This window comes from Klebsiella sp. GW_Kp182, from assembly GCF_040062275.1.
GTDB classification, from domain to species: Bacteria; Pseudomonadota; Gammaproteobacteria; order Enterobacterales; family Enterobacteriaceae; genus Klebsiella; species Klebsiella michiganensis.
In genome coordinates this window covers 73,193-97,085 of the sequence record NZ_JBEAFQ010000002.1, presented here as the reverse complement: position 1 = coordinate 97,085, position 23,893 = coordinate 73,193, and the positions used below count along the sequence as shown (strand labels likewise).

18 protein-coding genes are annotated in these 23,893 nt (G+C 44.7%); 2 read left to right on the top strand and 16 right to left on the bottom strand.

Features of this window, described 5'->3' with window-relative positions:
• Positions 1-169: 169 nt before the first annotated feature.
• The 12 genes from ABLU88_RS02555 to galF form a co-directional block, all read right to left on the bottom strand.
• On the bottom strand, positions 170-1,030 hold the full coding sequence (locus ABLU88_RS02555) for a hypothetical protein (protein WP_142759547.1): 861 nt from the start codon (positions 1,028-1,030) through the stop codon (positions 170-172).
• A gap of 10 nt (positions 1,031-1,040) precedes the next feature.
• Entirely contained in the window at positions 1,041-2,489 is a 1,449-nt protein-coding gene (locus ABLU88_RS02550) for an MOP flippase family protein (RefSeq protein WP_116280321.1), read from the bottom strand.
• Between the two features lie 56 nt (positions 2,490-2,545).
• Complete coding sequence (locus ABLU88_RS02545) at positions 2,546-3,436, bottom strand: glycosyltransferase family 2 protein (protein WP_187227901.1); 891 nt, start codon at positions 3,434-3,436, stop codon at positions 2,546-2,548.
• Positions 3,436-4,533, bottom strand: a complete 1,098-nt coding sequence (locus ABLU88_RS02540; RefSeq protein ID WP_116280319.1) for a glycosyltransferase — start codon at positions 4,531-4,533, stop codon at positions 3,436-3,438. The genes ABLU88_RS02545 and ABLU88_RS02540 overlap by 1 nt, the downstream gene beginning before the upstream one ends.
• A gap of 115 nt (positions 4,534-4,648) precedes the next feature.
• Positions 4,649-5,572, bottom strand: coding sequence for a glycosyltransferase (locus tag ABLU88_RS02535; RefSeq protein ID WP_116280318.1), 924 nt, complete (start codon positions 5,570-5,572; stop codon positions 4,649-4,651).
• Positions 5,573-5,616: 44 nt separating this feature from the next.
• A complete protein-coding gene (gene wbaP, locus ABLU88_RS02530; RefSeq protein ID WP_116280317.1) occupies positions 5,617-7,044 on the bottom strand; it encodes an undecaprenyl-phosphate galactose phosphotransferase WbaP in 1,428 nt (475 codons plus the stop codon).
• An 87-nt stretch (positions 7,045-7,131) separates the two neighbouring features.
• Positions 7,132-9,294: a polysaccharide biosynthesis tyrosine autokinase gene (locus ABLU88_RS02525; RefSeq protein WP_187227899.1), complete on the bottom strand. Its 2,163-nt coding sequence runs from the start codon at positions 9,292-9,294 to the stop codon at positions 7,132-7,134.
• A gap of 15 nt (positions 9,295-9,309) precedes the next feature.
• Entirely contained in the window at positions 9,310-9,744 is a 435-nt protein-coding gene (locus ABLU88_RS02520) for a protein tyrosine phosphatase (protein WP_116280315.1), read from the bottom strand.
• The gene (locus tag ABLU88_RS02515) at positions 9,744-10,880 is read right to left on the bottom strand and encodes a polysaccharide export protein (RefSeq protein ID WP_116280314.1); all 1,137 of its coding nucleotides are present in this window, start codon (positions 10,878-10,880) and stop codon (positions 9,744-9,746) included. The genes ABLU88_RS02520 and ABLU88_RS02515 overlap by 1 nt, the downstream gene beginning before the upstream one ends.
• 130 nt (positions 10,881-11,010) lie before the next feature.
• Positions 11,011-12,444 (bottom strand): capsule assembly Wzi family protein, encoded by a 1,434-nt coding sequence (locus tag ABLU88_RS02510; protein ID WP_116280313.1) that lies wholly within the window; start codon positions 12,442-12,444, stop codon positions 11,011-11,013.
• Between the two features lie 1,001 nt (positions 12,445-13,445).
• Positions 13,446-14,075 (bottom strand): phosphatase PAP2 family protein, encoded by a 630-nt coding sequence (locus ABLU88_RS02505; RefSeq protein ID WP_116280312.1) that lies wholly within the window; start codon positions 14,073-14,075, stop codon positions 13,446-13,448.
• A gap of 474 nt (positions 14,076-14,549) precedes the next feature.
• On the bottom strand, positions 14,550-15,446 hold the full coding sequence (galF, locus tag ABLU88_RS02500; RefSeq protein WP_016946203.1) for a UTP--glucose-1-phosphate uridylyltransferase GalF: 897 nt from the start codon (positions 15,444-15,446) through the stop codon (positions 14,550-14,552).
• A gap of 977 nt (positions 15,447-16,423) precedes the next feature.
• Between galF and ABLU88_RS02495 the strand changes: the two genes are divergently transcribed.
• Positions 16,424-18,010: a TerC family protein gene (locus tag ABLU88_RS02495; protein ID WP_265800236.1), complete on the top strand. Its 1,587-nt coding sequence runs from the start codon at positions 16,424-16,426 to the stop codon at positions 18,008-18,010.
• Between the two features lie 239 nt (positions 18,011-18,249).
• Here the strand turns inward: ABLU88_RS02495 and asmA are convergent, their stop codons facing one another.
• The 4 genes from asmA to alkA all read right to left on the bottom strand — a co-directional run bounded on the left by asmA (position 18,250) and on the right by alkA (position 22,401).
• Positions 18,250-20,097 carry an outer membrane assembly protein AsmA gene (gene asmA / locus ABLU88_RS02490; protein ID WP_014230076.1) on the bottom strand — a complete coding sequence of 616 codons (1,848 nt, stop codon included), beginning with the start codon at positions 20,095-20,097 and terminating at the stop codon, positions 18,250-18,252.
• 27 nt (positions 20,098-20,124) lie between these two features.
• Positions 20,125-20,706 (bottom strand): dCTP deaminase, encoded by a 582-nt coding sequence (gene dcd, locus ABLU88_RS02485; protein WP_004852489.1) that lies wholly within the window; start codon positions 20,704-20,706, stop codon positions 20,125-20,127.
• Positions 20,707-20,796: 90 nt separating this feature from the next.
• Complete coding sequence (gene udk, locus ABLU88_RS02480) at positions 20,797-21,438, bottom strand: uridine kinase (RefSeq protein WP_004122537.1); 642 nt, start codon at positions 21,436-21,438, stop codon at positions 20,797-20,799.
• A gap of 114 nt (positions 21,439-21,552) precedes the next feature.
• Positions 21,553-22,401 (bottom strand): DNA-3-methyladenine glycosylase 2, encoded by an 849-nt coding sequence (alkA, locus tag ABLU88_RS02475; protein ID WP_080528244.1) that lies wholly within the window; start codon positions 22,399-22,401, stop codon positions 21,553-21,555.
• A gap of 136 nt (positions 22,402-22,537) precedes the next feature.
• Here alkA and yegD point away from each other — a divergent pair, with 136 nt between their 5' ends.
• Positions 22,538-23,890, top strand: coding sequence for a molecular chaperone (yegD, locus tag ABLU88_RS02470; protein ID WP_025107767.1), 1,353 nt, complete (start codon positions 22,538-22,540; stop codon positions 23,888-23,890).
• Positions 23,891-23,893: the final 3 nt, after the last annotated feature.

Below are 23,893 nucleotides of genomic sequence, written 5' to 3'. Positions count from 1 at the left end.
TGTGCGGCTTTTATCTATAACACTTAGTTAAAAATTAAAAAATCAACTGCATTTAATATCTAGTGCTTTTAGATAACGATTAACGACAATTCTGTGTGCGAGGAATTATAATGTGTCATTAATCACCATTCCAGACCTCATTAAGTACTCTACAAGATTTTTTTAGCGACTATGTTCTAGGATGCTTTCCAATAATATAAGTTGAAACGAGTACGACAGCAAATTGGAATTTAAACTTTACTATATTAGCAAGCAACTTGCGTATAAAAGGCTTATATCCATAGTAGGCACTGTACCATCGAGTGGTTATTGCAACGTCATATAATCTTTCACGTATTCTGAAGTCCGTCTGATTTTGAGTGACACGAGATAAAGAATGAGTAATGTCACCCGCACATGTAGCCGAAATTGCATAATGTGACGAAGCAAGTTTTCTTAATCTAAAGAAAAATGAAGTATCAATACCATACAGACAGTATCTTTCATCAAAAATTTCAGAATAATGTTTCTGTAAATTAAGCGCTAGAGATTCGCTTATTACCAAACCTGATGAAATAGACATTGTATAGTTTACATCCACTACGCCATCTATTATTACAGGGTGCATATCTATGCAAGGATAATATATCAAACCGTCGTCTTTGCTCTTTATCCTTGGCAAGCAGAGATCTTCAGTAATCTCCTTAAGATGATTAAAATAAGACTCTTCAGGACATGAGTCATCATCAAATATTATATAATAATGAGATTTTGTGGATAAAATAAACTCATTATAAATCTTACTTAATGGTTTATTATCTAAATATTCTTTGTAATTAAACTCTAAAAAATCATTTTTTAACTCTTTTATCAAAGGGCTATTAAGCGATAGCGCACAAGGCCCATTATTGACAACAAATAATGATGATACATTCTTCAGTATAAATTTTTCATTTAATATCTTAAGTGTATTAGATTTATGAAAATCCTTATCATACAAAACAACAAGGATAGAAAACTTAGGTTTTTGAATTTCCGATGCGTACATCATTGATTCCCTTTCAGTTAGACTTGATATTATTGGCTGGCTTACTTTTAAATTCTTTAATTTTCGCAAATTCAGTTAAGAATATCAATGAAACATATATTCCACATCCTAAAAGAGAAATTAGCACTAATTTAATAAATGATTCAATACTATTGAAGTAAGGTAAAAATTCACAACATAGAATTAATGCAAAGGCCATAATAGCACTATGTATAACTATCGTATAGGTTTTCTTTAATAGTTCTATTATAGAGCCATCAATTAATTTCATCACCAAAAACATTACTGGAATAAAATTTATTATATTTGCAAAGAAATAAATTTTCGCAAAATTCACTATACCGAAATGTACACCAATTATAAATGCAAGTACTTGTAATACAGTACTAAAAACCCCAAGTTTGAGTAAAACATCAGTCCTCCCCTTAGTCATAAAAATAACCCCAGTGGAGCTGAGTACTGATTGTATAATCGCTGTTGGCGCTAGCCATTTCAATAACTCACCAACCAAAAACCATTGCTGACCAAAAACTAGGTTTACAAAGGGTCTACTAAGAGTTGCCAATCCAACCATCAATGGTAAAACAATTAATAATATAAAATACACAGCATTTAGATAAGTTTTTTTTAAGACTGGATTGTTATCTTGGTTTTCACTAAAAATAGGGAATAAAGCTCGTGATGCTACAAAAGTAAGATTTTGAATAGGAAACAACATTATTCTGTAAGCCAATGAATATGCCCCTAAAATACTTGCTGACATATAGTAACCAATAATCATGGTATCTGCATTTCTAGAAAAATAGTTTATAAAATTAAATGCTGTTAAATTACCACTGAAGCCAAAGATATTTTTAATTTCAGAAATATCAATTATGTTACTAAAATTTGGTCTCCAGCGGGATGCTATCCAGATCTGAACAGCTGACAAAACTGAGGAGGTGATTGCTTGAAAAACCAAGCTATATACGCCGAAATTCTTATATGCAAGAATAATGGCCCCAGTAACAGCTATCAATGATGAAGAGACCTCAATAAAAGCAATCCTTTTAAATTTAGATTTCTTTTCTAATAAAGCCAAATGAGTTGATGATGAACAAGCAATTGGAAAGCTTATTGATAACAAACAGAGAATAGTTATCAACCGAGGTTCATTAAATACATATGAAATAACAGGAGAAAAAACAATAATAATTGTTAGAAGTAAGCCTCCTACAATGACATTTAACCAAAATACAGCATTTATTGTTTTGTCCGACAAAGACTGTCTTTGTATAATTGCAGCAGACGTACCGAAGTCTCGAATTAGATTTGCTAAATTTACAACAACTAAAGCCATTGCCATTAGACCGAAGTCGGCAGGTGGTATCAATCTTGCCAACACAACCAAGTTAATTAATATTACCAAAATTTTAATTGACTGTGACAATGCAACCCATTTTGCATTCGATAGTATGCCCATAGAGCCTCAATAAGCTAACCAATTATGATCTAAATAAATAATATTGTTTAAATTGTCTACATTGCACCTTTTTTATTTTTAATAAAATCTGTAAACCCGTTTAAGTATGCTTTTAGTTTCCTTTTTTTATCGTTCTCAAATATGACAACTCTAAATAGATCTAAACTAAATGCCAAAAAGTCATACGCAATAAATGATGGAAATTTCAAAAAATATTTTTTATATACAAAAAATCTGTTCCTGGTTATATAATACTTTCTATAAAAAGGATAATTAGTTGGTGAAAACTTAACTAGAAGTTTTGTCAAAGATCTATTGCCTAAAGCGTGATTTATAATAATCGAGGGGTCAACATAAACATTATAACCATGCTGCAAAAGCCTTAAACAAAATTCATTATCAATATAATCAATAAAATAGTCACTTTCGAAGCATCCAACTTCTTTAAAAATCTTTGTCGGGTACAATGTTCCAGAGGTTATTATACTCATTACATTTTGGATACCTTTCTCATTTGATAATGTTTTTCTTATCGTAAAAGGCCCATATTTTACTGGAAATCGGCACTCCCTATTTGCATTCACATCTTTATAAATTGGCCCTATAACTCCAGCATCTGGTGCGTTTTGAAAAGAAGATAACATCCTAGAGACATATTCTTCTGGAATTACAGTATCTTGGTCAAAAGTTAAAAGGTATTTATAATCATTCTCTTGCGCATAACTAACAGCAAAGTTAAGAGCAGCACCGATACCGTTATTGCTCCCCTCACCATAATATGTGGCATTATTAATTTTTGATGTAATTATTCTATTTTCTTTTATAACTTCAGGTTGAATTGAGTTATCATAAATTATCAAATCATCAACTTGACTAGAAATTAATGAGCAACGCTTATATACATCACCCTCAGGGTTATAAAAAACCACTACTGCTAATACCTTCATTATTCCTCCTTCAAAAAAGAAAATTGTTTTTCCCAAGATAAATTATTTTCTGCAAAGGTTCTTTCGCGTAACGAAAAACCTTCTTTCAAATTTCTACGCCAATTAATTAAGCTATCAATATCTATTGGCGAGTCATCAGGCAATACTTCCAAAATAAATTCTTCATTACAAAAGGCATAATCCTCATGACTTTTAACGAATGGCATTCCTCGAGCGGCATACTCTTTCGATTTGATTGAACTATTGGTATTATTCCCACTTCGATGCCTCCCTAAGGCATCAACACATATGTCAGCATTCCCAATAATTGTATCTAGCTCGTCCCCACTTTTTCTTCCATGAAAAATAACTTTATCAGACAATCCCATCTCATGCGACATATTTAAAAGTCTATTATATTCGGGCTGGGAATATCCTACAATATGGAATATAACCTTAAAATTCCCCTTGTATTCCTTTAATCCAGAAATAATCCTGTCATAACCATGCCAAAACTCTATGTTGGCAACTCCCACAATGTTAAAGTTATTATCAGATCTATTTTTTTCATCTACATGTTTAACCGTTTTAACATCAATTCCATTAGATATCCGTTTTGCCTTTACTCCCCAGATTGACTCAGTTTTGTCTCCCATATAATATATTTCGGTGATTTTATTTTTGAAAAATGGAAGGCTAAGTTCAAAAATACAATTACTAATAAAAGACTTAAATGTATTCATCTCCTTATTATAAGGAAATGTCGGGACTTCAACAATAATATAAGTGTTATGTTTTTTTAAAGTTGATATTAGTTTATTGAAAAATAAAACAAACAAACCTCCATGTGGTTTTCTTAAATATGCCAAATCATATTTTTTATTCTCTTTTATTAAATATGATGAAATTGATGAATAAAAGAAATATTTATTCTTGTATCTATTTATTATTTTTTTAGTTATGTGCCCATCATTATAACATACAACATTATCTTTCATATAAAAGAAATCTACTGAAGCACCGCTATTTCGCATCGCTTGAACTTGCGAGGCTATTTTTTTCCAGACGCCATCATTATTATCTTGATTGTTATGAGTAATAAAAACTATACGTTTCATATTTCCCTTCTAAGAAATGACTCTTAAAAAATATCATTAAATATCTTAATGTTATAAGCTGTCACAGCCACAATTTTTACTAAATAAAAGGGACATTATCACTTATGCAATTAATTTATGAATTACCATTACGCCTCCAGTAACCTTTGTGCATGCTAAGGAAAGAAACTATCCTATGTGGAAGTATTTTATATTTCTGCCCCATTTTATATCCAAGAAATTTCATAAAATTATTGACAAAGGCTAATAAAACCCATGAAGGCGAATTTTTAATTAAATATAAAAATTCTGAAATTAAAAATTTTTTCCCTTCTCCCCCGGCGCCACCAAAACTCTCTCTAATCCATGGTTCATCTGTATGAAAAACACCAATATCAAAATAACGTTTAAACTCCTCTAGGGGAGTGTAATTGTGTGAATGTAATACTTCTGCATCCGGTACATAAGCTACGCTATACCCTGCAAGTACAGCTTTGGCCGTAAAATACATATCTTCACATAAAATAGTATTTGAAGGAAAACCGCCTAACTCCTTAAATACAGATAACCTGTAAGCGGAAAAAGAATTCGACATAAATACAGTTTTCAAACCTAATTCAGGAATTGTTTTTTTACATCCAATATATCCTTTGCTAGGGTAGCTAAAAAACCTGGCATGCTTTGCTATGGGATTTGCATTTGCATGAGGTAATTGACGACCATATGCACATACGATATTTTTATCGGCGAAAACTGAAATAATATTCTGAATGAAATTTGGTTGAGTAATTGAGTCTTGCGTAAGAAAGATGATCACATCGAACTGATTTATAAAATTATAGACGGCTTTATTCCTTGTCCCTCCATGATTAAAATCCGCACTAGCTATTGTTAATATATCAAAGCCAGACTTCTCTGCAACCATTACAGTATCATCTTTGCTACTTGAGTCAATTACATGAACAAAAATATCTTTAGGCGCATTTTTTATAATACTCTCGACACACAACTTCCATACATCGCCACCATTATATGTTGGTATAGCAATAAAATATTTCATTTTTGCAACTCTTTATTAAGATAGCCATTCGAAGTCATACATAATCAATATGCACCATCTTTCTTTAAAACAACTCCGATAGTTTTGAACAATATAGCAATATCATTCCACATAGACCAATTTTTGACATACCAAGCATCAAGATAAACACGCGTTTCATAATCAACGTCGCTACGCCCACTAACCTGCCACAATCCGGTCATGCCTGGTTTACTTAAAAGATAGTAATCAACCTCATCATTATATCTTTCGAGTTCAGCTGTAATAATTGGCCTTGGCCCGACCAAACTCATTTCACCTTTCAGCACATTGAAAAGCTGTGGTAATTCATCCAAGCTAGTCCGACGAAGAAAATTCCCTATTTTAGTAATTCTTGGATCATTCTTTAACTTAAACGTTGCTTCCCATTCTTTTCTAGCGTCTTCATTACTTGCTAATAATTCCTCAAGAACCTCTTTAGAATTAATAACCATCGAACGAAATTTTAAACATTTGAATGGCTTACCACCTTTTCCAATACGTTCATGACCATAAATTGGCGGGCCACCATCTTGTTTAACTTTGCGACTTATATATATTAACGCAGGAGAGAGCATAAGAATGATTGACAAAGAACCTACAATATCAAAAAGACGCTTAAGTATACGAGATGACCATTTTGCAAGATTTTGTTGAACGCGAAAAATCATGACCTCATGACTAAAAATAAATGACATATCGGTGCTATCAAGAGGCATCCCCCGTAAAGTTGGTATAACGGAAACATAACGATATCCACGCATCATGAAAATACGCAACCATTTATTACGAACTTCACTCTGATTTGACTCAACTGCAACAATAAATTGCGTTTTCTTATCAATAGTTGATAGCCAATCCGGACTACTTGCTAAAACAGGTATACCTTCAATATTTTGAAATTCAGATATCCTGTCTTCACTAGCTATAAACCCGACAATAACTAATCCAAGGTTACGTTCACTATTTATAGCTTTATATGCTTCAAATGCGTTAGTGCCATTTCCTATAATCCATGTATCTCTGCGCCATAGTCCAAATACGTCGAGAACCCTCTTTGTAAGCATTCTTAATGAAGGAACCAGCAAGAGAACAAAGAACCATGTCAGTAACCATAAGAATCGTGAAAATGACCATGTAGTAAATGCCATGACAGCGATTTCAATTACAGCGAAAATCACTAAAGTTCGAAGAATTTCTTTTAATTCAAACCAAAAAGTTTTTCGATAAAAATAATGACGGAGCCTCATTGAATACCAAGCTACGCAACAAAATGCTAATAGCCAATGCAAGAGTATCCAACCTTCAATTTGATTGGCAGGAACGATTTTCTCATAATCATTCATCACTATTGATAACGTAGCCATTGCCAAGTAAAGTGAAAATATAAAACTTAGAAAATCTGATAGTGCTAATGAAATACTGACAAGGATATTCCTGACGAGAAGCGTCATATTCCCCTCTCTTGTTATTTGAAAGATTATTACAAAGCAGTGTTAAAAAAAAAATGGGAGGGAGCAAAAGCTCCCTTCAATGGTTCATTAATTTTTATCAGTATATGAATAACCATAATGGTTATAACCATAACCATAGTAACTACTTGCTTTTTTTACTACTCCATTCAAAATACAACCTTTTACAACAACTCCTGTTTGCTCAAAACGTTTCACACTAACTTCAATCTCTTTCGCAGTATTAAGCTCAAATCTTGCAACCAATAATGTTGTACCAACATAATTACCAATAACCGCGGCATCTGTTACAGCTAAAATAGGAGGCGTATCTAATACTACGATATCATAATTTACACTAGCCCAGCTCAACAACTCACCAAACCGTCTGTGCATTAAAAGCTCAGCCGGATTCGGAGGCACCATTCCTCTAGATATATAGTCAAAACCAGCTGAGGAAATTGTTTTTATAGCTTTTTCAACTCCGATTTTACCTGAGAGTATATCAGATAGTCCATTAGCGTTACTTTCACCGAATAATTTGTGCGTATATCCTTTTCTCATATCAGTGTCAATAAATAAAACTTTTTTACCTGTCTGTGCAATTACAGCAGCCAGGTTCGAACTCACAAAAGTTTTCCCCGCATTTGGGCTTGCCCCAGAGATCATTAGGATATTATTTCTTGCTTCCATCATTGCAAAATGAAGGCTAGTACGTAATCCACGGATAGCTTCTATTGCTAGATCAGCAGGATTATCTACTGCTAGAAAGCCTTGTATTTCTTCTGTTGTTTTCTTACGCCAACCTTTAGTTTGAGTAATATTTTTCGTAAAACTTTCAGCGACAGGGATACTTGCGTAAACATTTATTCCTAATTCTTCAAGTTGCTCTGGTGTTTCAATGCCTCTGCGCAGAAAGATCCTTAATAAAACAAGGCCGGCAGAAACCATTGCGCCGAATATAATACCAATGAGTATGATGAGGATTTTCTTAGGCTTAACTGGTTTTGGTTGTGTAACTGCACTATCAATGATTCGCACATTACCTATGGCGCTGGATTTAGCAATATTTAATTCTTGCTGTCGATTTAACAATTGCATATATACTGCGCGACCAGACTCTACATCTCGGCTTAAACGTAGTATTTCTTGCTGTGTTTCAGGCATGGATGATACACGTTTATTAAGCTTTCCTCTCTCATCCTGAAGTGTTTTTCTTTTTTCCATCAGAGCCTTATATGTAGGATGTTCCTTTGTATAAAGCTGCGATATTTCTGACTCTCGGAAGGTTAATTCATTTAGTTGATTGTCAACATTAACTATTTGATCCAGAACAGACTTTGCTTCTAGCGATAAATCAACAGAATCACTTTGTCTCCTGTATTGATTTAATTTATCCTCTGCCTGGTCCAAATCACTACGAACTTGAGGTAACTGTTTACTTAAGAATTCAAGACTTTTAGCATCTTGTGCTGCTTGCCGTGAAATATTCTGTGCTAAATAATTTTCAGTAATACTATTAATAATACGCTCAATTAATGCTGGATTATCGCCGGTAAGTGAAAGAGTAAGCATTCCAGTATCTTTCCCTTGATCAGCTACAATCAAATTCTCCTGCAAATCCGTAATAGCTTTTAATCGACTTAAGTAACCGATTGTAAACTCAGTTCCGGGTTGAGCATCAATATCATCAATTTTTAGAGAAATACCCTTTTCATCAAGCAATTCTCCAACTTCACCAGTTATAGTTGAATCATCGATTGAAATAACAAATTTTCGTTTATCTAAAACCGTCAGTTTTATCTCTGGAACATCGTTTCCACTTTCAGGTATGTATAAACGTGATATAGATAAACTAGCAGGTTTATTTCCAATAAGACGAGAATATCCGCGACCTAATAGTGGAAAGTATTTTTGTTTTACTCGCGCTTGTAAGTTTAGATCATCAACTGTTTTACCTAAAATCATTCGTGATTGAATCAGTGAAATTTCTGGCGCAGACTGTGGTTGGCTGTCTGGCAGCATCTGGCTGAGATTGCTGAGTATTGCATTTGCCTGTTTTTGTTCAACCTGAACTAAAGCATCTGCTTGGTATATCGGCGTAGCAAATATAACATATACAAGAGCAATTAATGTAAAAAGAGAAGTAACTGAGATAATAAGTTTACGATGGTCAATGAATTCGCCAATAAGGCGACCTAAGTCAATTCCTTCCACATCTTTAGATGAAGTTTTACTCGTAGCTGATGACATGCAATGTTTCCTGAATTATGCACCTAATTTCTGAGCCCAAGCTTTTCCGGACTGCTCAATAAGTTTATAAACTGATAAAAAAGCCTCATCACTTTTTCGAAAAGGATCTGGTATATCTCGTTGATCTAACCAATGGCCAAATAACATTGTTTTCCCTCTTACCTCTGGCGCGATACGTCCTATCTGTTCCATATGAGATTTTTCCATTACCAAAATCAAATCATATTGACGCCCTAGAGACGAAGTAAACTGTCGTGCTTTATGCCCTAATAAAGATAATCCATGACTTTCTGCAACTTTAATCGCACTTTCGTCAGCAGGATACTCAACTAATGCCCCAGTGCCCGCAGAGTCAATCTTTTTATTTGGCAATAGTCTGCGTAGAATTCGTTCCCCAATAGGGGAACGACATATATTTCCCGTACAAACAACAAGTATAGAATCAAACATTATTGCATATCCTTGATGAATTTTACGGTTTCAGTCATGTCATGCACTCCACTTATCGTCGGCACTAATTGAGATATAACACGATTCCAACGAACCAATGGTGCAGTAGTCACATATACAATGTCATAGGGCTGCAATTGAAATTCTGTACCTAGAACCATGGCTGACGCATCCTGAGCGTTTAGTTGATAGATATTTGCTATTTTTCCTTCTTTTGCATCTTTCAACTGGCGGACTACAAATACTCCTGTTGCATCACTAGAAGCTTGTGACATCCCTTCGGCATTTCCTAGTGCTTCAGCCAAGGTCATCCCACTACGATCCATTTTGAGAGTACTTTGCTTACCTACTTCTCCCATTACGAAAACTTTCAAATCATCATTACGCGGTACAAAAAGTATATCTCCAGGATAAAGCATATGATTCTGTGTTAAATCCCCTTTTTGCATCAACGCATAGAGCGATATTTTTATATCCCTGCCATTATGGGTCAGTACAACATTGCGCCAGTCAGCATCTGGGCCTAATCCACCAGCAGCATTAATTGCATCCATCACAGTTAATGGGATATTTGTAATAGGCTGCTGTCCAGACTTTGTGACTTCACCTGTTACATAAGCCTTCTGCGATCTAAATGCAGCCACACTAACGTCCACTTGTGGACTTTCAATATACGTCGTCAACCGGCTGGCAATATCTTGCCGGACTTGACTAAGCGTTTTACCTTCCACCTTTAATTTACCGATATAGGGATAAAATATCGTCCCATCCGCATTTACCCAGTTACCTGTATCACTTGCACTACGATACTGGCCTGCTGGGGTCGTTAACTCAGGATGATCCCATACAGTAACCATCAGCACATCACCAACGCCAATGCGATACTCATAGCTTTTTAACAGGCTATCTAATTGTGGATTCGAACGGGCAATGACGGGTTCGGGACGGAGTTTATCTATCAGGCCGGGCGTCATGGGATAAACATTAACCAGTTTATCCAGATCGTAATCGCTATCCGGCAACTCAACCACGTTCTTACGGAGGCTATTCAACCCCTGCCCCGGCATGATTGTACAACCCGATAAAAACCCTATTGCTAATGCCAATGCCGAAAATCTAACAATTTTTTTCTTCATAATGTCACATCATCAGTAAACTAAAAGTGTCTCATTCCCAAACTACCGCGCATTTTTTAGCTTTTCACAGACTGTCGAAACCGGCGGTCACATACTAGCCTGCTGATATCCTAAATTCGCTATAGCCGGGCTATAAATTAAATGGTATTTCAATCCCGGCACTGGCACCAACGTCGTCGGTGTCGCTGTTATCAGCATCGGTGTACCAGAGAGAAGTATTTAAACGCACTGATTTATACACATCCCCGCTCCAGCCCAACTGAACTCCTTTCAGAGTATCCGATTGCGGGAAGGCTTTATTAATCGACTGACTTCTTGGATTGACCTTGGCATAGGCAAGGCGTGCGCTCCAGCGCTGGTTATCTTCTGTCACCAATTCAACCTTACCGGCATACAATTGGCCATCACCGCCCATTGCGTCACCCAGCGGATAACCTTGTTGATAATACCCGTCGGTATAAATGTGGTGGTTATAGCTGTAGTTGAGACGACTCATGTTCGATCGAGTGTCATGTGCTTCCACATACCAGTTGACAGCATCTTTACCCCAACCGTGGTGTCCTTCAACCCCTCCAAGGAACATATTCGCAGAGGGAAGATAGCCGGCCTCGTCTTCACCAATAAGTTGACCATAGAAACTAATCGGCCAACCAAGCGTTGGCTCTAGCTTAAATTTAAAATCAAAACCAGCTAGCTGGTTACCCGGTTCATTCGCTGTACCGGTGTTATCTTTACCCGTAAAACCATCCCAGAAGCTGCTAAACGACTCCGGCCTCCCCTCCCCACCCCACTGCATAATGCGCGATGCGCCTAGTTCAAGGGACTGGAAAGGAGCAAACGTCAGACGACCGCCGATAATTTTGGTATGCGGTACGGCAGTATATTGATTCATCTGGCTGGCGGAAATCTGATACTGCCATGGGCCAATCCATCGCAGCCACCAGGTTTCCGGCGCGGCCTGTTCAGCACGCTGCATTAAAACGCCGGTCATTGGCCGCATCGCATCACCGCGGATCAGGCTGCCTTCATAACCCGGCCCCCACCACTGCGGCATCTGACCAAATGAGAGCCACTGGTTCCAGAACTTAACCGCGCCATAGGCGCCGTTAGCATTAAAACGTGAACCGTTGCTGATGCGCTCGTCACCTTCAACGTTGCCCTGCAGGTGCACATCCCACCATTCGCCGCTGTTATTAAAGGCCAATGATAAAGAGCTATCCGCAGGCTGATTCTGACCAAAGCCCTGCGGCGTTCCGGGCTTATCCGTTGAGGTGTAGCCGCTCACCCGAAAATCCGCTTTTAAAGAGTCGAGGCGCTGGTTGATTCGCGCCAGAACAACCTGTTCGGAAGAGTAAGAGGGTTTTGCCTTCTTAAGGGCCCGGTTAATCTCTTCCTGGCTCAGCGGCCAGGTCGACAGGCTGAGATGAATAACGCCGCGATCGGAGAGCCACGCCAGATCGTTGCGCAGTTCGTTGTCATTCATCACTAACCCGGAGGCATAGGCAAGTGAGCTGGCAGAAGTAAGCAGCCCTAATGCGAGTGCGATTCGCGCAATTTTTATCATTGTACAAGATCCATTTAAAGCCCCGTTTTCGCAAGCTGGCGCGACAAGGGGAACACTGATAGATGCAGCGCCCTCTGACGCCAACCTTTGCTATGTTTGGTCTACAGGTATTGGCCCGAGAAAACGAAAGCATGCCGATCGGAACGCCGTGCTAAAGCTCGTTTTCTACTCGCAGGCTACCTGCAGTACACAATGTATGCGAAATTGTTATTGAAGGCTATTCCATCGCACCTCATACCCGCAGTTTATCTGCCCGCTTCAAGATGAATACGTCCTGATTTGATGACAACTCGCTAGTATATACAGGTTGCGAAGAGAATCACCTGCATGGAGTCCACTTTAGGAATTTCTGTCGCATAAAATGAGATGTGATATAGAGAAAAGGCCTGGCCGCAGGTACGCTACCGCCCTTGGCTTAACAGCTACCAATGCACTGTACTTCTTTCCCTGTAAATTCGATCGTAGATTCCGATAAATCGGCGATTAATCCATCAAAGCAAACAATTTCGCGGCCATAAGTTTACGAGATTCTACCCTCAATTGGGAGCGTAATCTCACATTATCAGTTACGTAGCCAGCGCCACGAACCAATTGCCGATAACGCTATTGTTTTCTGCTCTTCACGTAAAAACGGAACCAGTACAAAGCAACTGAATAATCTCAACTTTATGATTTTATTGCTTTTTTCACCACAAAAAGAGTGTTGACTTAGTTTCAAGTTAATTATAGTTAGTCAACTACAAAAATTGATAGTAAAAAGAAGTATGCCACGCTGTTGTTATCATTAATAAATTCGATATTTAGCCAGAAAACTTATTTAGGAAACATCCTGGCTGATTATCATTGCGCTAATTATTGCGCAGAATGACCCATCACAAATTTATTTCATGGATATGAAATATCGCCGCTACTGACACTTTCATCATAAATTTCATATTGCATACAATGTGAACACGACATGATTCTTTCTGAATCCTTCATCTTTTCCACGTTTGTCTGAATCAGTAAAATCGCTTATGCAGATCGGCTCGGGTAAATGGTTTTTCCAGTGGGCCAATCTTCACCGCAATCTCGTTCAGCAAAGATTGGGTTGGCGCCTTCGCCCCCGTATTCAGCAGAAGCACCGGGATAATCACCATGCTCGCCAGACTGCCAAAGGATAACCGCACTGTATGAGTGGCGCGAACGCGTGACTGTAGCAGCAGAAAAATTGCGCTGCCTGCGGCTCCCAGCAGTAATCCGGCAATGACTTCAGAAGTTGAATGTGCGTGGACCATCAGTCGGGAGTAGCCAACCAGTCCGGCCAGAGCATAACCCACTATGACAGCAGTAAAACGAAGAGCTGGTGTAGCACGCGCGCACAGCAGCCATAAGAGGATTGGCCAGAAAGCTGAAGATAATGCGGTGTGCCCGCTAAAGCCAGTGAAATCCAGCTCGCGAATCCCAATACCCCAACCCATAAATGCCAGTTTTGATGCGCAGACAATTGCGCCAGTTATGCCAAACAGCAGCGCCCAGTGCCAGGCCAGCTGCTTTGAATCTTTTCGCAGAAAAAGCACGATAAACAATACTGCCGCACTGGGTAACAGTACGGTGCTATCGCCAAAAAAAGTGACAACCTGCCAGTTCATTTATCTTTCATCCTTTGACGATCTCTCCAGTTAGCAACGCCTTTCCCGCGACATTTATGTGGGCGTATGCAATCCTTAAGTTCACATTAATATGCACACGCTACCGTTGTTTAATGCGCAAACATGATCTCAGTCAAGTTTTATTTTCATGTTACACCTTGACTAAGGGCCGCTTACTTAAGAAAAATCTTAGTAAGTAATTATCAGCAAAGAGTAAATTTTGCTTGTCTGACCATTTCATCATGCTACGTCTTCTTCGACTACCAGAAGTCTCCGAACATTTGCTGCGTTCAAAAGCGATACACTATAACAATAAAATCAGCTAACTCATTGTATTTATAGGGCTATTAACCAGTTCTACGCGCAGTATCTGATATTGTGAATCTGACGTTGTGAACGGCCTCGAATCCTCTTTTCGTCATCAGATAATTCGGACCGTTCACTCTCACGCGCTAATAAGCACTGACGCGAAAACTACGCCAGCAGCTTCTTAATACTCTCGCGGAATTTTGCCCCTTCTTTATGGTTACGCAGCCCGTAGCTGACAAAAGCCTGCATATAGCCCATTTTTTTACCGCAGTCATAGCTGTCGCCAGTCATTAACATCGCATCGACTGACTGTTTTTTCGCCAGCTCGGCGATCGCATCGGTTAACTGAATACGTCCCCAGGCGCCCGGCTCGGTACGCTCCAGTTCAGCCCAGACATCGGCAGAAAGCACATAGCGCCCTACCGCCATCAGGTCGGAATCCAGGGTTTGCGGTTCATCAGGTTTTTCGATGAACTCAACGATTCGGGCAACCTGCCCCGCCGATTCCAGAGCGTCCTTAGTCTGGATAACGGAATACTCGGAGAGATCGCCTTCCATCCGTTTGGCCAGCACCTGGCTACGACCCGTTTCATTGAAACGCGCCACCATCGCGGCAAGGTTATAGCGCAGAGGGTCGGCGCTGGCGTCGTCCAGAATGATATCCGGGAGCACCACCACAAACGGGTTATCGCCAATCAGCGGGCGCGCGCAAAGAATGGAGTGACCTAAACCCAGCTGCTGGCCCTGACGCACGTTCATGATCGTTACGCCAGGAGGACAGATAGCCTGCACTTCCGCCAGAAGCTGACGTTTTACGCGCTGTTCAAGCAATGCTTCCAGTTCGTAGGAGGTGTCGAAATGGTTTTCTACGGCATTCTTGGATGAATGCGTCACCAGCACGATTTCCTTGATACCCGCAGCTACAATTTCATCAACAATGTACTGCACCATTGGCTTGTCGACGATCGGCAACATCTCTTTCGGAATGGCCTTGGTGGCGGGCAACATATGCATCCCTAATCCTGCTACCGGTATAACTGCTTTCAAACTCACCATTTTCATATCCACCCGTATGGTTATAAACCTTTTGATCCTGTCAGTTTGTATGTATCACTGGCATTTATCAGTGATGATACACGCTTGATACCTGCCATTCTGTCCGTCAAATTCTGAAATTACACGCTGAATTTAAGAATACACGCAAAGTCTACATACCAATAGACAGTTTTAAGAAAATTCTTATACGCATACTTTCTAAAGAATTTCCATTTAATTACAATGAGTTACTCACCAGCAGCACCTTATTTTATTCATAAGGTAGCGTAATGACGCTCATCGCTTCTCCATCATTTCTCTTTTAATACCTTGTAATCTTTCATCATGAATTGACACAGAACAAGTGACTGCAAAAAAATAAAAATCCAGCCCAAATAATCAATTATATTGATAATAAAATTATTTAACGTACAAAAGCGCCTGAATTGCAGCCAATTACCCGTCACGCTTGACTTCACGGTCAGCAATGATATTGCTGAAAAAAACGACGGGCAGCCCGCTGACTTAAACCCTCTTCGCTGCTGTTTTTACCGCTCGCCATCACATATAACGCTCATTACATCGTCCTGCAAAAATTGATCTACGGCAAGCCACGACATTAAGTAGTATAAAAATCCAAATTCAAGAAAATCGTTGATATATACATCAAATCTATTGATTGACTCTCGCGTTATCTAAGTAACGTATCCGCCTTCTGCTGCAGAGCAGCATGGTCCATCACCGCTAGGGTGACATCTGGCTTAACAAGCGAGCGTACCGCCTCCGCCCGTATCGCTGAAATTTCGCGCGTTAATTAATAAGTACCATCCCATAAGCGCATTGTGGAAAGGTTATATCCTGCACAACTGACTCTTTTATTTGCTGGTTTATTGGGAAGCGGGTTCGGGGCTGAGCTAATTAACAGCAGAAAATATTGCATTTTATCTATAGCTTATCCATGATCGATTCATGGCACTCTTAGGTTGTAAAGGTTTTAACTGAATATGGAATGGATTGCCGACCCCTCTATCTGGGCCGGGCTCATTACTCTTGTCGTTATTGAGCTGGTACTCGGTATTGATAATCTGGTTTTTATTGCCATTCTCGCGGAAAAACTTCCTCCCGCACAGCGAGACCGGGCCCGCGTCACCGGTCTGCTACTCGCAATGGTGATGCGCCTCCTGCTGCTGGCTTCGATCTCCTGGCTGGTCACGCTAACCAAACCGCTCATGACCTGGCACGATCTGAGCTTTAGCGCCCGCGATCTGATTATGCTGTTTGGCGGATTATTCCTCCTCTTCAAAGCCACCGTTGAACTTAACGAACGGCTGGAAGGGAAAGATAGCGATAACCCGACCCAGCGCAAAGGCGCCAGGTTCTGGGGGGTGGTAGCGCAAATCGTGGTGCTTGATGCCATCTTCTCTCTCGACTCGGTGATAACCGCGGTCGGCATGGTTGACCACCTGGCGGTCATGATGGCTGCGGTGATTATTGCCATTAGCCTGATGCTGATGGCCAGTAAAGCCCTCACCCGCTTTGTTAACAGCCATCCGACCATCGTTATTCTCTGTCTGAGCTTCCTGCTGATGATCGGCTTTAGCCTGATTGCCGAAGGCTTTGGTTTCCCTATTCCTAAAGGCTACCTGTACGCGGCTATCGGCTTCTCGGTCATGATTGAATCCTTCAACCAGCTGGCGATTTTTAACCGCCATCGCTTTCTCTCGGCCAACCTGACCCTACGCCAGCGAACCACCGAAGCGGTGATGAATCTGTTGAGCGGGCGCAAAGACAGTAGCGAACTGGATAGCGAGACCGCCTCGCTGGTTGCCCATCGCGACGATAACCCACTCTTCAATCCGCAAGAGCGGCGGATGATTGAGCGGGTACTGAATCTCAATCAGCGTACCGTCAGCAGCATCATGACCTCGCGTCATGACATTGAACATATTGATCTCAGCGCGCCGGAAGAGGAGATTCGCGCCTTACTCGACAAAAATCAGCATACCCGCCTCGTGGTTACCGGCGGCGATGATGACGAGGATATGCTTGGCGTCGTGCACGTGATCGATCTTCTGCAGCAATCATTACGTCATGAACCGCTCAATCTGCAGGTTCTGATTCGTCAGCCGCTGGTGTTCCCGGAAACGCTGCCGCTGCTTCCTGCGCTGGAGCAGTTCCGCAGAGCCAGAACCCACTTCGCCTTTGTGGTCGATGAATTTGGGTCCGTAGAGGGGATTGTGACGCTCAGCGACGTCATGGAGACCATCGCCGGAAATCTGCCTAATGAAGCAGAAGAGATCGATGCCCGTCACGATATTCACAAAAACGGCGACGGGAGCTGGACGGTCAACGGGCATATGCCGCTGGAAGACCTGGTCCAGTCCGTTCCTCTGCCGCTGGATGAGAAACGTGAATACCATACGGTTGCCGGTCTGCTGATGGAGTACCTGCAGCATGTGCCGCAGGAAGGTGAAGAAGTGAAACTTGACGGCTACGTGCTGCGCACGCTGCAGGTGGACAGCCATCGGGTACAAAAAGTACTGATAGTGCCGCCGGCGCAGTATGAAGATGAACTGGACTATGAAGTGTGATGCTCTCTTCGATGAAGCATCAAAAGCCGGACGCAGGCGGGTTAATCGATTTTTAAGGGTCTGCTAATCTTTCTGCCGGGTAGTGGCTATCGCCTTACCCGGCCGACAAAACCTAAATTCTCAACACATCCCTCGTTAGCCGTAGGCCCGCGCAGGCGAAGCGCCGCCGGCAATTCCAGAGGAATGCGCATTGCCGGCAATCTTAGCACGATGCGCTTCTTCTGCTTTTCCTGGCTAACTTATAGTTTGTCGAGCAGCTTCTTCACATCCTTGCCGTCCTGGGTGTTTTTATTGCGTTCAGCCCATTCGCTAAGCCGTTTCCTGGCTTCATCCTGCAGCTGCTTGCGGAGTATCTGGTCAACCTGCAGGCTGTAGCTCAGCGTCTGCCAGTTACCATAAATTCGCAAAGGGATCGCCGTCTGCTTGAGCCTGTCGATGAGCTTACTTTCGCCCTTCCAGCCGCCCAGTACCCGGACGTTGAAGAGCATATCACAATCTTCTTTCAGCAGGTTGAGCTCACCCTGACCGGTCAGCGCCATCATGTCAGATTGGCCCTGCATATGCGTCAAGGTGACCAGCCCATTATTCAGCGCAAACTCGGTGCTTACAGAATCCAGTCGGGTCGCATTGTCGTAATTTTCCTGCGCCTGAACGTTGGTGCTGCGCTCGACGGCCTGCTGTACCAGCTGCTGGAAGTTGAGCCCTTCAGTGCGCGTATCAGTGAGCTGCGTTACCGCCTGCCCCTGCCAGCTGCGGCGGAACTCGTCGGCATCAATCTTACCGCCGGAGAACTCGCCGGTCAGCGAGAGCTTGCCGGTGAGGTTTATCGAATAATTAAACGCTTTCAGAATCGAGCCGATCTCGACGTTGTCGAGTTGCGGCTGGAAAGAGGCATGCGGCGTTGCGCCCCGCGCGTCGAGCGAGCCGGGGAGCGAGAGTCGTCCACCGTCCAGGCTCCCCTGCATCTGATGAATCGTCAGCAGCCCCTGCTGGTTGCTGATTTCACTTTTCACCTGGGTAAAGTGCATTCCCCGCCACTGCAGCTGGTCAGCCGTCAGGTTCAGCCGGGCGTTAAAACCGCGCAGGGCGTTGTAATCCTGCTGAATATCGTTATCCGCAATAACCGGGCGCAGCTGCCTGTTCTGGCTTTGCCCCTGCTGGTTAACGCTATTATCGCCAGAGGCGGAGGCATGAGAAAGCAGGCTATCGAGGTTGAGCGTGCCCGCCTGAAGGTTCAGCGTCCAGTCAGGCTGGTCGCCCAGCACGACGCTGCCGTTGCCGGCAATGGTGCTGCCGTTAGCCGTTAAGTTCAGCCCATCGAAGCTGAGCTTTTTCGCATCCTCGACCCAACTGGCCTGCATGCTGGCCTGGCCGCTAATCCCTTCGGGGGGAAGCTCCGCGCCGCGAAGCTGCCAGTTCAGTTGTGAAATATCCGCCTTCAGAGAATGAGGATAATCACCGCCCTGCACCTGGGCGGAGAAGGAAAGCGCCAGATCGCGCTGATCGCGGTTCACCCGACCAGAGAAATCGACCGTGGCGCGATGGCTGCTGTCCTGCTCCATCTGCAAACGGATATCGCGCACCGTAACCTGCTCGCCATCTTCATGCTGAAAAAAGAGCACGCTATCGGCAATCTGTAGCTTCTGGACATCATACGACCAGCCGCGATCCTCCGGCACCTGAGGCAGCGTGTTGTCGTGCGGGACGACCGGAGCCCCCTTGCTACGCACGGCTTCGGTTTTGGAGGTCAGCTGGATCACCGCGCCCTTTAACATCACCTGCTTGACCTGCAGCTGATGGGAGATCAGCGGCAGCAGCCCGACGTCAAGGCGCATATTATCCGCGCGAATAACGGGTTCTTCAGCACCCGGCGCGGTCAGGGTCATGCGGCCCGAGAGAATGCTGAGCTGCGGCCAGACGTGCCAGCGCAGCGGCCCATTGAGCTCGAGCTGATAGCCGCTACGATCCGCCACCTCTTTGACCATATAGGCGCGAAAATCGTTGGGGTTGACCAGCAATACCAGCGCGGTAAGACCGGCGACAACTACCGCCAGTAAGATCATCAGCGTGGTCAGAATTCGTCTCATGGCATCCTCAGCAAACCGCTAAAATTATCAATCCTTGTCGATTCGACTCGCTACCGCGCCCTGCTGGTCGCGATATTTCGCATCTTCGCGGCGATTATAAGGCCGCATCGCCGGCCCGGATAACGGCTCAAAACTTAACGCGCCGATCAGCATCCCCGGACGCAGCGCCAGCGGCAGCTTACCCGAATTATAGAATTCCAGTACGATGCAGCCGGACCAGCCCGGATCGATGCGGTGCGCGGTGACGTGCACCATCAGGCCCAGACGCGCCAGCGAAGAGCGGCCATCCAGCCAGCCGACGAGATCCGGCGGCAGGGTGACCGATTCAAAGGTCACCGCCAGCGCCAGCTCGCCCGGATGCAGGAAGAACGCTTCACCATCCGGCAGAACAATCTCTTCGCTCATCACGCGATCCAGCGCCGCGCTGACTTCCGCTTTAGGCCCGCTCAGGTCAATAAAGCCCGCCGTGTGCCCGCGGAAAGTCCGAAACTTATTTCCCAGCCGAACATCGACCGTCGCGCCGTTAATGCGCTCAACGGGCGGGCGCGGATTAATGGCCAGACGCCCCTCATCCAACCAGGCTTCTATATCTCGGTCGCACAGACGCATGAACGTTCTCCTTTAAGGCATTGCGCCCCTACGCCTTCCGGGGATAAGGGCAAATTGGCTTCTCTTTGCACGTTACACAATTCGTTCGTGTTATTCAAAGAACTGACTGATTTTGGCCTTCAATATATCGATGGCGATACGGTTCTTACCGCCGCGAGGCACGATAATATCGGCATACTGTTTGGAAGGGTCGATAAACTGCAGGAACATCGGGCGCACCGTTTTCTGGTACTGCGCCATTACAGAATCCATCGAACGCCCGCGCTCGTTAACGTCTCGCTTGATGCGCCGCATCAGGCAGATATCCAGCGGGGTGTCGACAAAAATGGAGAAACTGAGTTCGTTGCGCAGGCGGGCGTCGGTCAGCAGCAGAATCCCTTCGAGAATGATGACTTTCTTCGGTTCAATATGAATGGTTTCCGGCATACGGGTATGCTCAACGTAGCTATACACCGGCAACTCTATCGGCTGGCCGCTTCTCAGCATCTGCAAATGCTGAAACAGCAGACTATGATCCATGGAGCTTGGGTGGTCATAGTTGGTTTTTACACGCTCTTCCATCGACAGATGACCTTGATCCTTGTAATAGCTGTCTTCCGGAATAACGCCGATATGTTCATCGCCGACCTGTTCACGTAATTCACGATATAGCGTACTGGCGATAAGGCTTTTGCCCGAAGCCGATGCGCCGGCGATGCCTATAATGACGCACTGATGAGACGTATCAGTCATAAATTTTTGCGACCTGATTAACCTGGGAATGTAGGAAGGGTGGCGGTTGACCGCCAAACGCCGCAATTATAGGGATTTCAGCGCGTCGATACCAGTGCTAAGCGCCTCCCGGGTCTATTCCTCCTCCGGCGACCAGCCTTGCGTATACCAGATATGCAGTAAAGCGTACGAGCGCCAGGGGTGCCAGCGGCTGGCATAGCGCGCAATCCGCGCCGGCGTCATGCCGGGAAAACGCTGTTTAATCAGATAATCATCCGCCAGGAAGATATCCGGCGCCTGCCAGCCGCGCAGCGCGAAATAGTTCGCCGTCCAGCGGCCTATCCCGGGCAGCGTCTGCAGCTGCTTTATTCCGGCGTCGATATTCTCCGGCGCGAAGAGGGGGAGATCGCCGCGGATAGCCGCCTGCGCCAGGTGGATCAGCGCCTCCGCGCGCCGCAGGGGCATGCCCAGCGCCTTTAGCGCCAGCGGATCGGCCTGCGCCAGCCGCTGCGCGCTCGGGAAGAGATAAAAGCCCGGCGCGTCGGTCAACGGTTCCCCGAAGGCGGCCACCACTTTCCCGGTGAGCTTTGCCGCCATGGCCACGCTCACCAGCTGGCCGAGCACCGCCCGTACCGCTTGTTCAAACGCATCCAGGGAGCCCGGCAGACGAAGCCCCGGCCTTGGCAGCGCAAGGCTTCCCAGCGTCAGGGCGATCTGCTGCGGGTCGCAGGACAAATCAAATAAGCGCGCAACCCGCGCCAGGCACAACTCCGCGACCGGCTGCAGCCCGGCGGAAAGCGTCACCCGCATGCCCTGCGCGGCGTCATCCGGCGTCACCGTGATGAGTCCGGCGTGGCCATTCAGGGCGAAGCTGCGGCAATAGCTGTCGCCGGCAAAAGTTTCAATTCCCTGCACCGTACGCGCGCCAAGAAAATGAAACATCCATTGCCAGTCGTAGGGGGAATGCCAGGGTAGCAGCGTCATCATTTCTCCTTTTTTAGCGCTTCAATCATAGCGGCTCCGCGCCGCCTGCGCCTTGCTTTTAAATTCCAGTTGTCGCAGTGCCGTCAATCCGCTAAAGTCGCCCCCCTTCTTCACCGGCATGGGGATTTTGCAGGCTATGTTTATTGGTTTTGACTACGGTACCGCTAACTGTTCAGTGGCGGTGATGCGCGACAATACGCCGCAGCTGCTGACGCTGGAAAACGGCAGTTCACTACTGCCATCAATGCTTTGCGCGCCGACCCGCGAAGCGGTCAGCGAGTGGCTCTACCGCCACCACGACGTCCCGCCCAACGGTGATGAAAACCAGGCGCTGCTGCGTCGCGCGATAAGCTTCAACCGCGAGGAAGATATCGATGTACTCGGCAACAGCGTGCAGTTTGGTCTCGCTTCGCTGCATCAGTACGTTGAAGATCCGCAAGAAGTCTACTTTGTAAAGTCGCCGAAATCGTTTCTCGGCGCCAGCGGGCTTAAGCCGCAGCAGGTAGCGCTGTTTGAAGACTTAGTGTGCGCCATGATGCTGCATATCAAACTCCAGGCGCAAACGCAGCTAACGGATACCATCGACCAGGCGGTTATCGGCCGCCCGATTAACTTCCAGGGGCTGGGCGGCGATGATGCCAACGCCCAGGCGCAGGGCATTCTCGAACGTGCGGCAAAGCGCGCGGGCTTTCGCGACGTCGTGTTTCAGTTTGAGCCGGTCGCCGCCGGTCTGGATTTCGAAGCGACGCTGAGCGAAGAAAAACGCGTGCTGGTCGTCGATATCGGCGGCGGTACCACCGACTGTTCGCTGCTGTTGATGGGGCCGCAGTGGCGAGAAAAAGCCGATCGCCAGCAAAGCCTGCTCGGCCACAGCGGCTGCCGCGTCGGCGGTAACGACCTGGATATCGCCCTGGCCTTTAAATGCCTGATGCCGCTGCTGGGGATGGGCGGCGATACCGAAAAAGGCATCGCGCTGCCGATTCTGCCGTGGTGGAATGCGGTGGCCATTAACGACGTGCCGGCGCAGACCGACTTTTACAGCGCCGCCAACGGTCGCCTGCTTAACGATTTGCTGCGCAGCGCCCGCGATAGCGAAAAAGTCGCGCTGCTGCTGAAGGTCTGGCGTCAGCGCCTGAGCTATCGCCTGGTGCGCAGCGCAGAAGAGAGCAAAATCGCCCTTTCCGCGCAGCCGAGCGTCACCGCCGGGCTACCGTTTATTAGCGACGAGCTGGCGACAGCCATCAGCCAGCAGGGTCTGGAAGCTGCGCTGGATCAGCCGCTGGCCCGGATCATGGAGCAGGTTCAGCTGGCGCTGGATAACAGTAATGAAAAACCGGACGTAATTTACCTGACCGGCGGCAGCGCTCGCTCGCCGTTGATTAAAAAAGCGCTGGCGGCGCACCTGCCGGGTATTCCGGTTGCCGGAGGCGATGATTTTGGCTCGGTTACCGCCGGGCTGGCCCGCTGGGCGCAGGTGATGTTTCGCTAAACA

Coding starts and splice junctions, on each gene's coding strand:
- ABLU88_RS02555 (WP_142759547.1), bottom strand. CDS start 1,030: ATGATGTACGCATCGGAAATTCAAAAACCTAAGTTTTCTATCCTTGTT.
- ABLU88_RS02550 (WP_116280321.1), bottom strand. CDS start 2,489: ATGGGCATACTATCGAATGCAAAATGGGTTGCATTGTCACAGTCAATT.
- ABLU88_RS02545 (WP_187227901.1), bottom strand. CDS start 3,436: ATGAAGGTATTAGCAGTAGTGGTTTTTTATAACCCTGAGGGTGATGTA.
- ABLU88_RS02540 (WP_116280319.1), bottom strand. CDS start 4,533: ATGAAACGTATAGTTTTTATTACTCATAACAATCAAGATAATAATGAT.
- ABLU88_RS02535 (WP_116280318.1), bottom strand. CDS start 5,572: ATGAAATATTTTATTGCTATACCAACATATAATGGTGGCGATGTATGG.
- wbaP (WP_116280317.1), bottom strand. CDS start 7,044: ATGACGCTTCTCGTCAGGAATATCCTTGTCAGTATTTCATTAGCACTA.
- ABLU88_RS02525 (WP_187227899.1), bottom strand. CDS start 9,294: ATGTCATCAGCTACGAGTAAAACTTCATCTAAAGATGTGGAAGGAATT.
- ABLU88_RS02520 (WP_116280315.1), bottom strand. CDS start 9,744: ATGTTTGATTCTATACTTGTTGTTTGTACGGGAAATATATGTCGTTCC.
- ABLU88_RS02515 (WP_116280314.1), bottom strand. CDS start 10,880: ATGAAGAAAAAAATTGTTAGATTTTCGGCATTGGCATTAGCAATAGGG.
- ABLU88_RS02510 (WP_116280313.1), bottom strand. CDS start 12,444: ATGATAAAAATTGCGCGAATCGCACTCGCATTAGGGCTGCTTACTTCT.
- ABLU88_RS02505 (WP_116280312.1), bottom strand. CDS start 14,075: ATGAACTGGCAGGTTGTCACTTTTTTTGGCGATAGCACCGTACTGTTA.
- galF (WP_016946203.1), bottom strand. CDS start 15,446: ATGAAAATGGTGAGTTTGAAAGCAGTTATACCGGTAGCAGGATTAGGG.
- ABLU88_RS02495 (WP_265800236.1), top strand. CDS start 16,424: ATGGAATGGATTGCCGACCCCTCTATCTGGGCCGGGCTCATTACTCTT.
- asmA (WP_014230076.1), bottom strand. CDS start 20,097: ATGAGACGAATTCTGACCACGCTGATGATCTTACTGGCGGTAGTTGTC.
- dcd (WP_004852489.1), bottom strand. CDS start 20,706: ATGCGTCTGTGCGACCGAGATATAGAAGCCTGGTTGGATGAGGGGCGT.
- udk (WP_004122537.1), bottom strand. CDS start 21,438: ATGACTGATACGTCTCATCAGTGCGTCATTATAGGCATCGCCGGCGCA.
- alkA (WP_080528244.1), bottom strand. CDS start 22,401: ATGACGCTGCTACCCTGGCATTCCCCCTACGACTGGCAATGGATGTTT.
- yegD (WP_025107767.1), top strand. CDS start 22,538: ATGTTTATTGGTTTTGACTACGGTACCGCTAACTGTTCAGTGGCGGTG.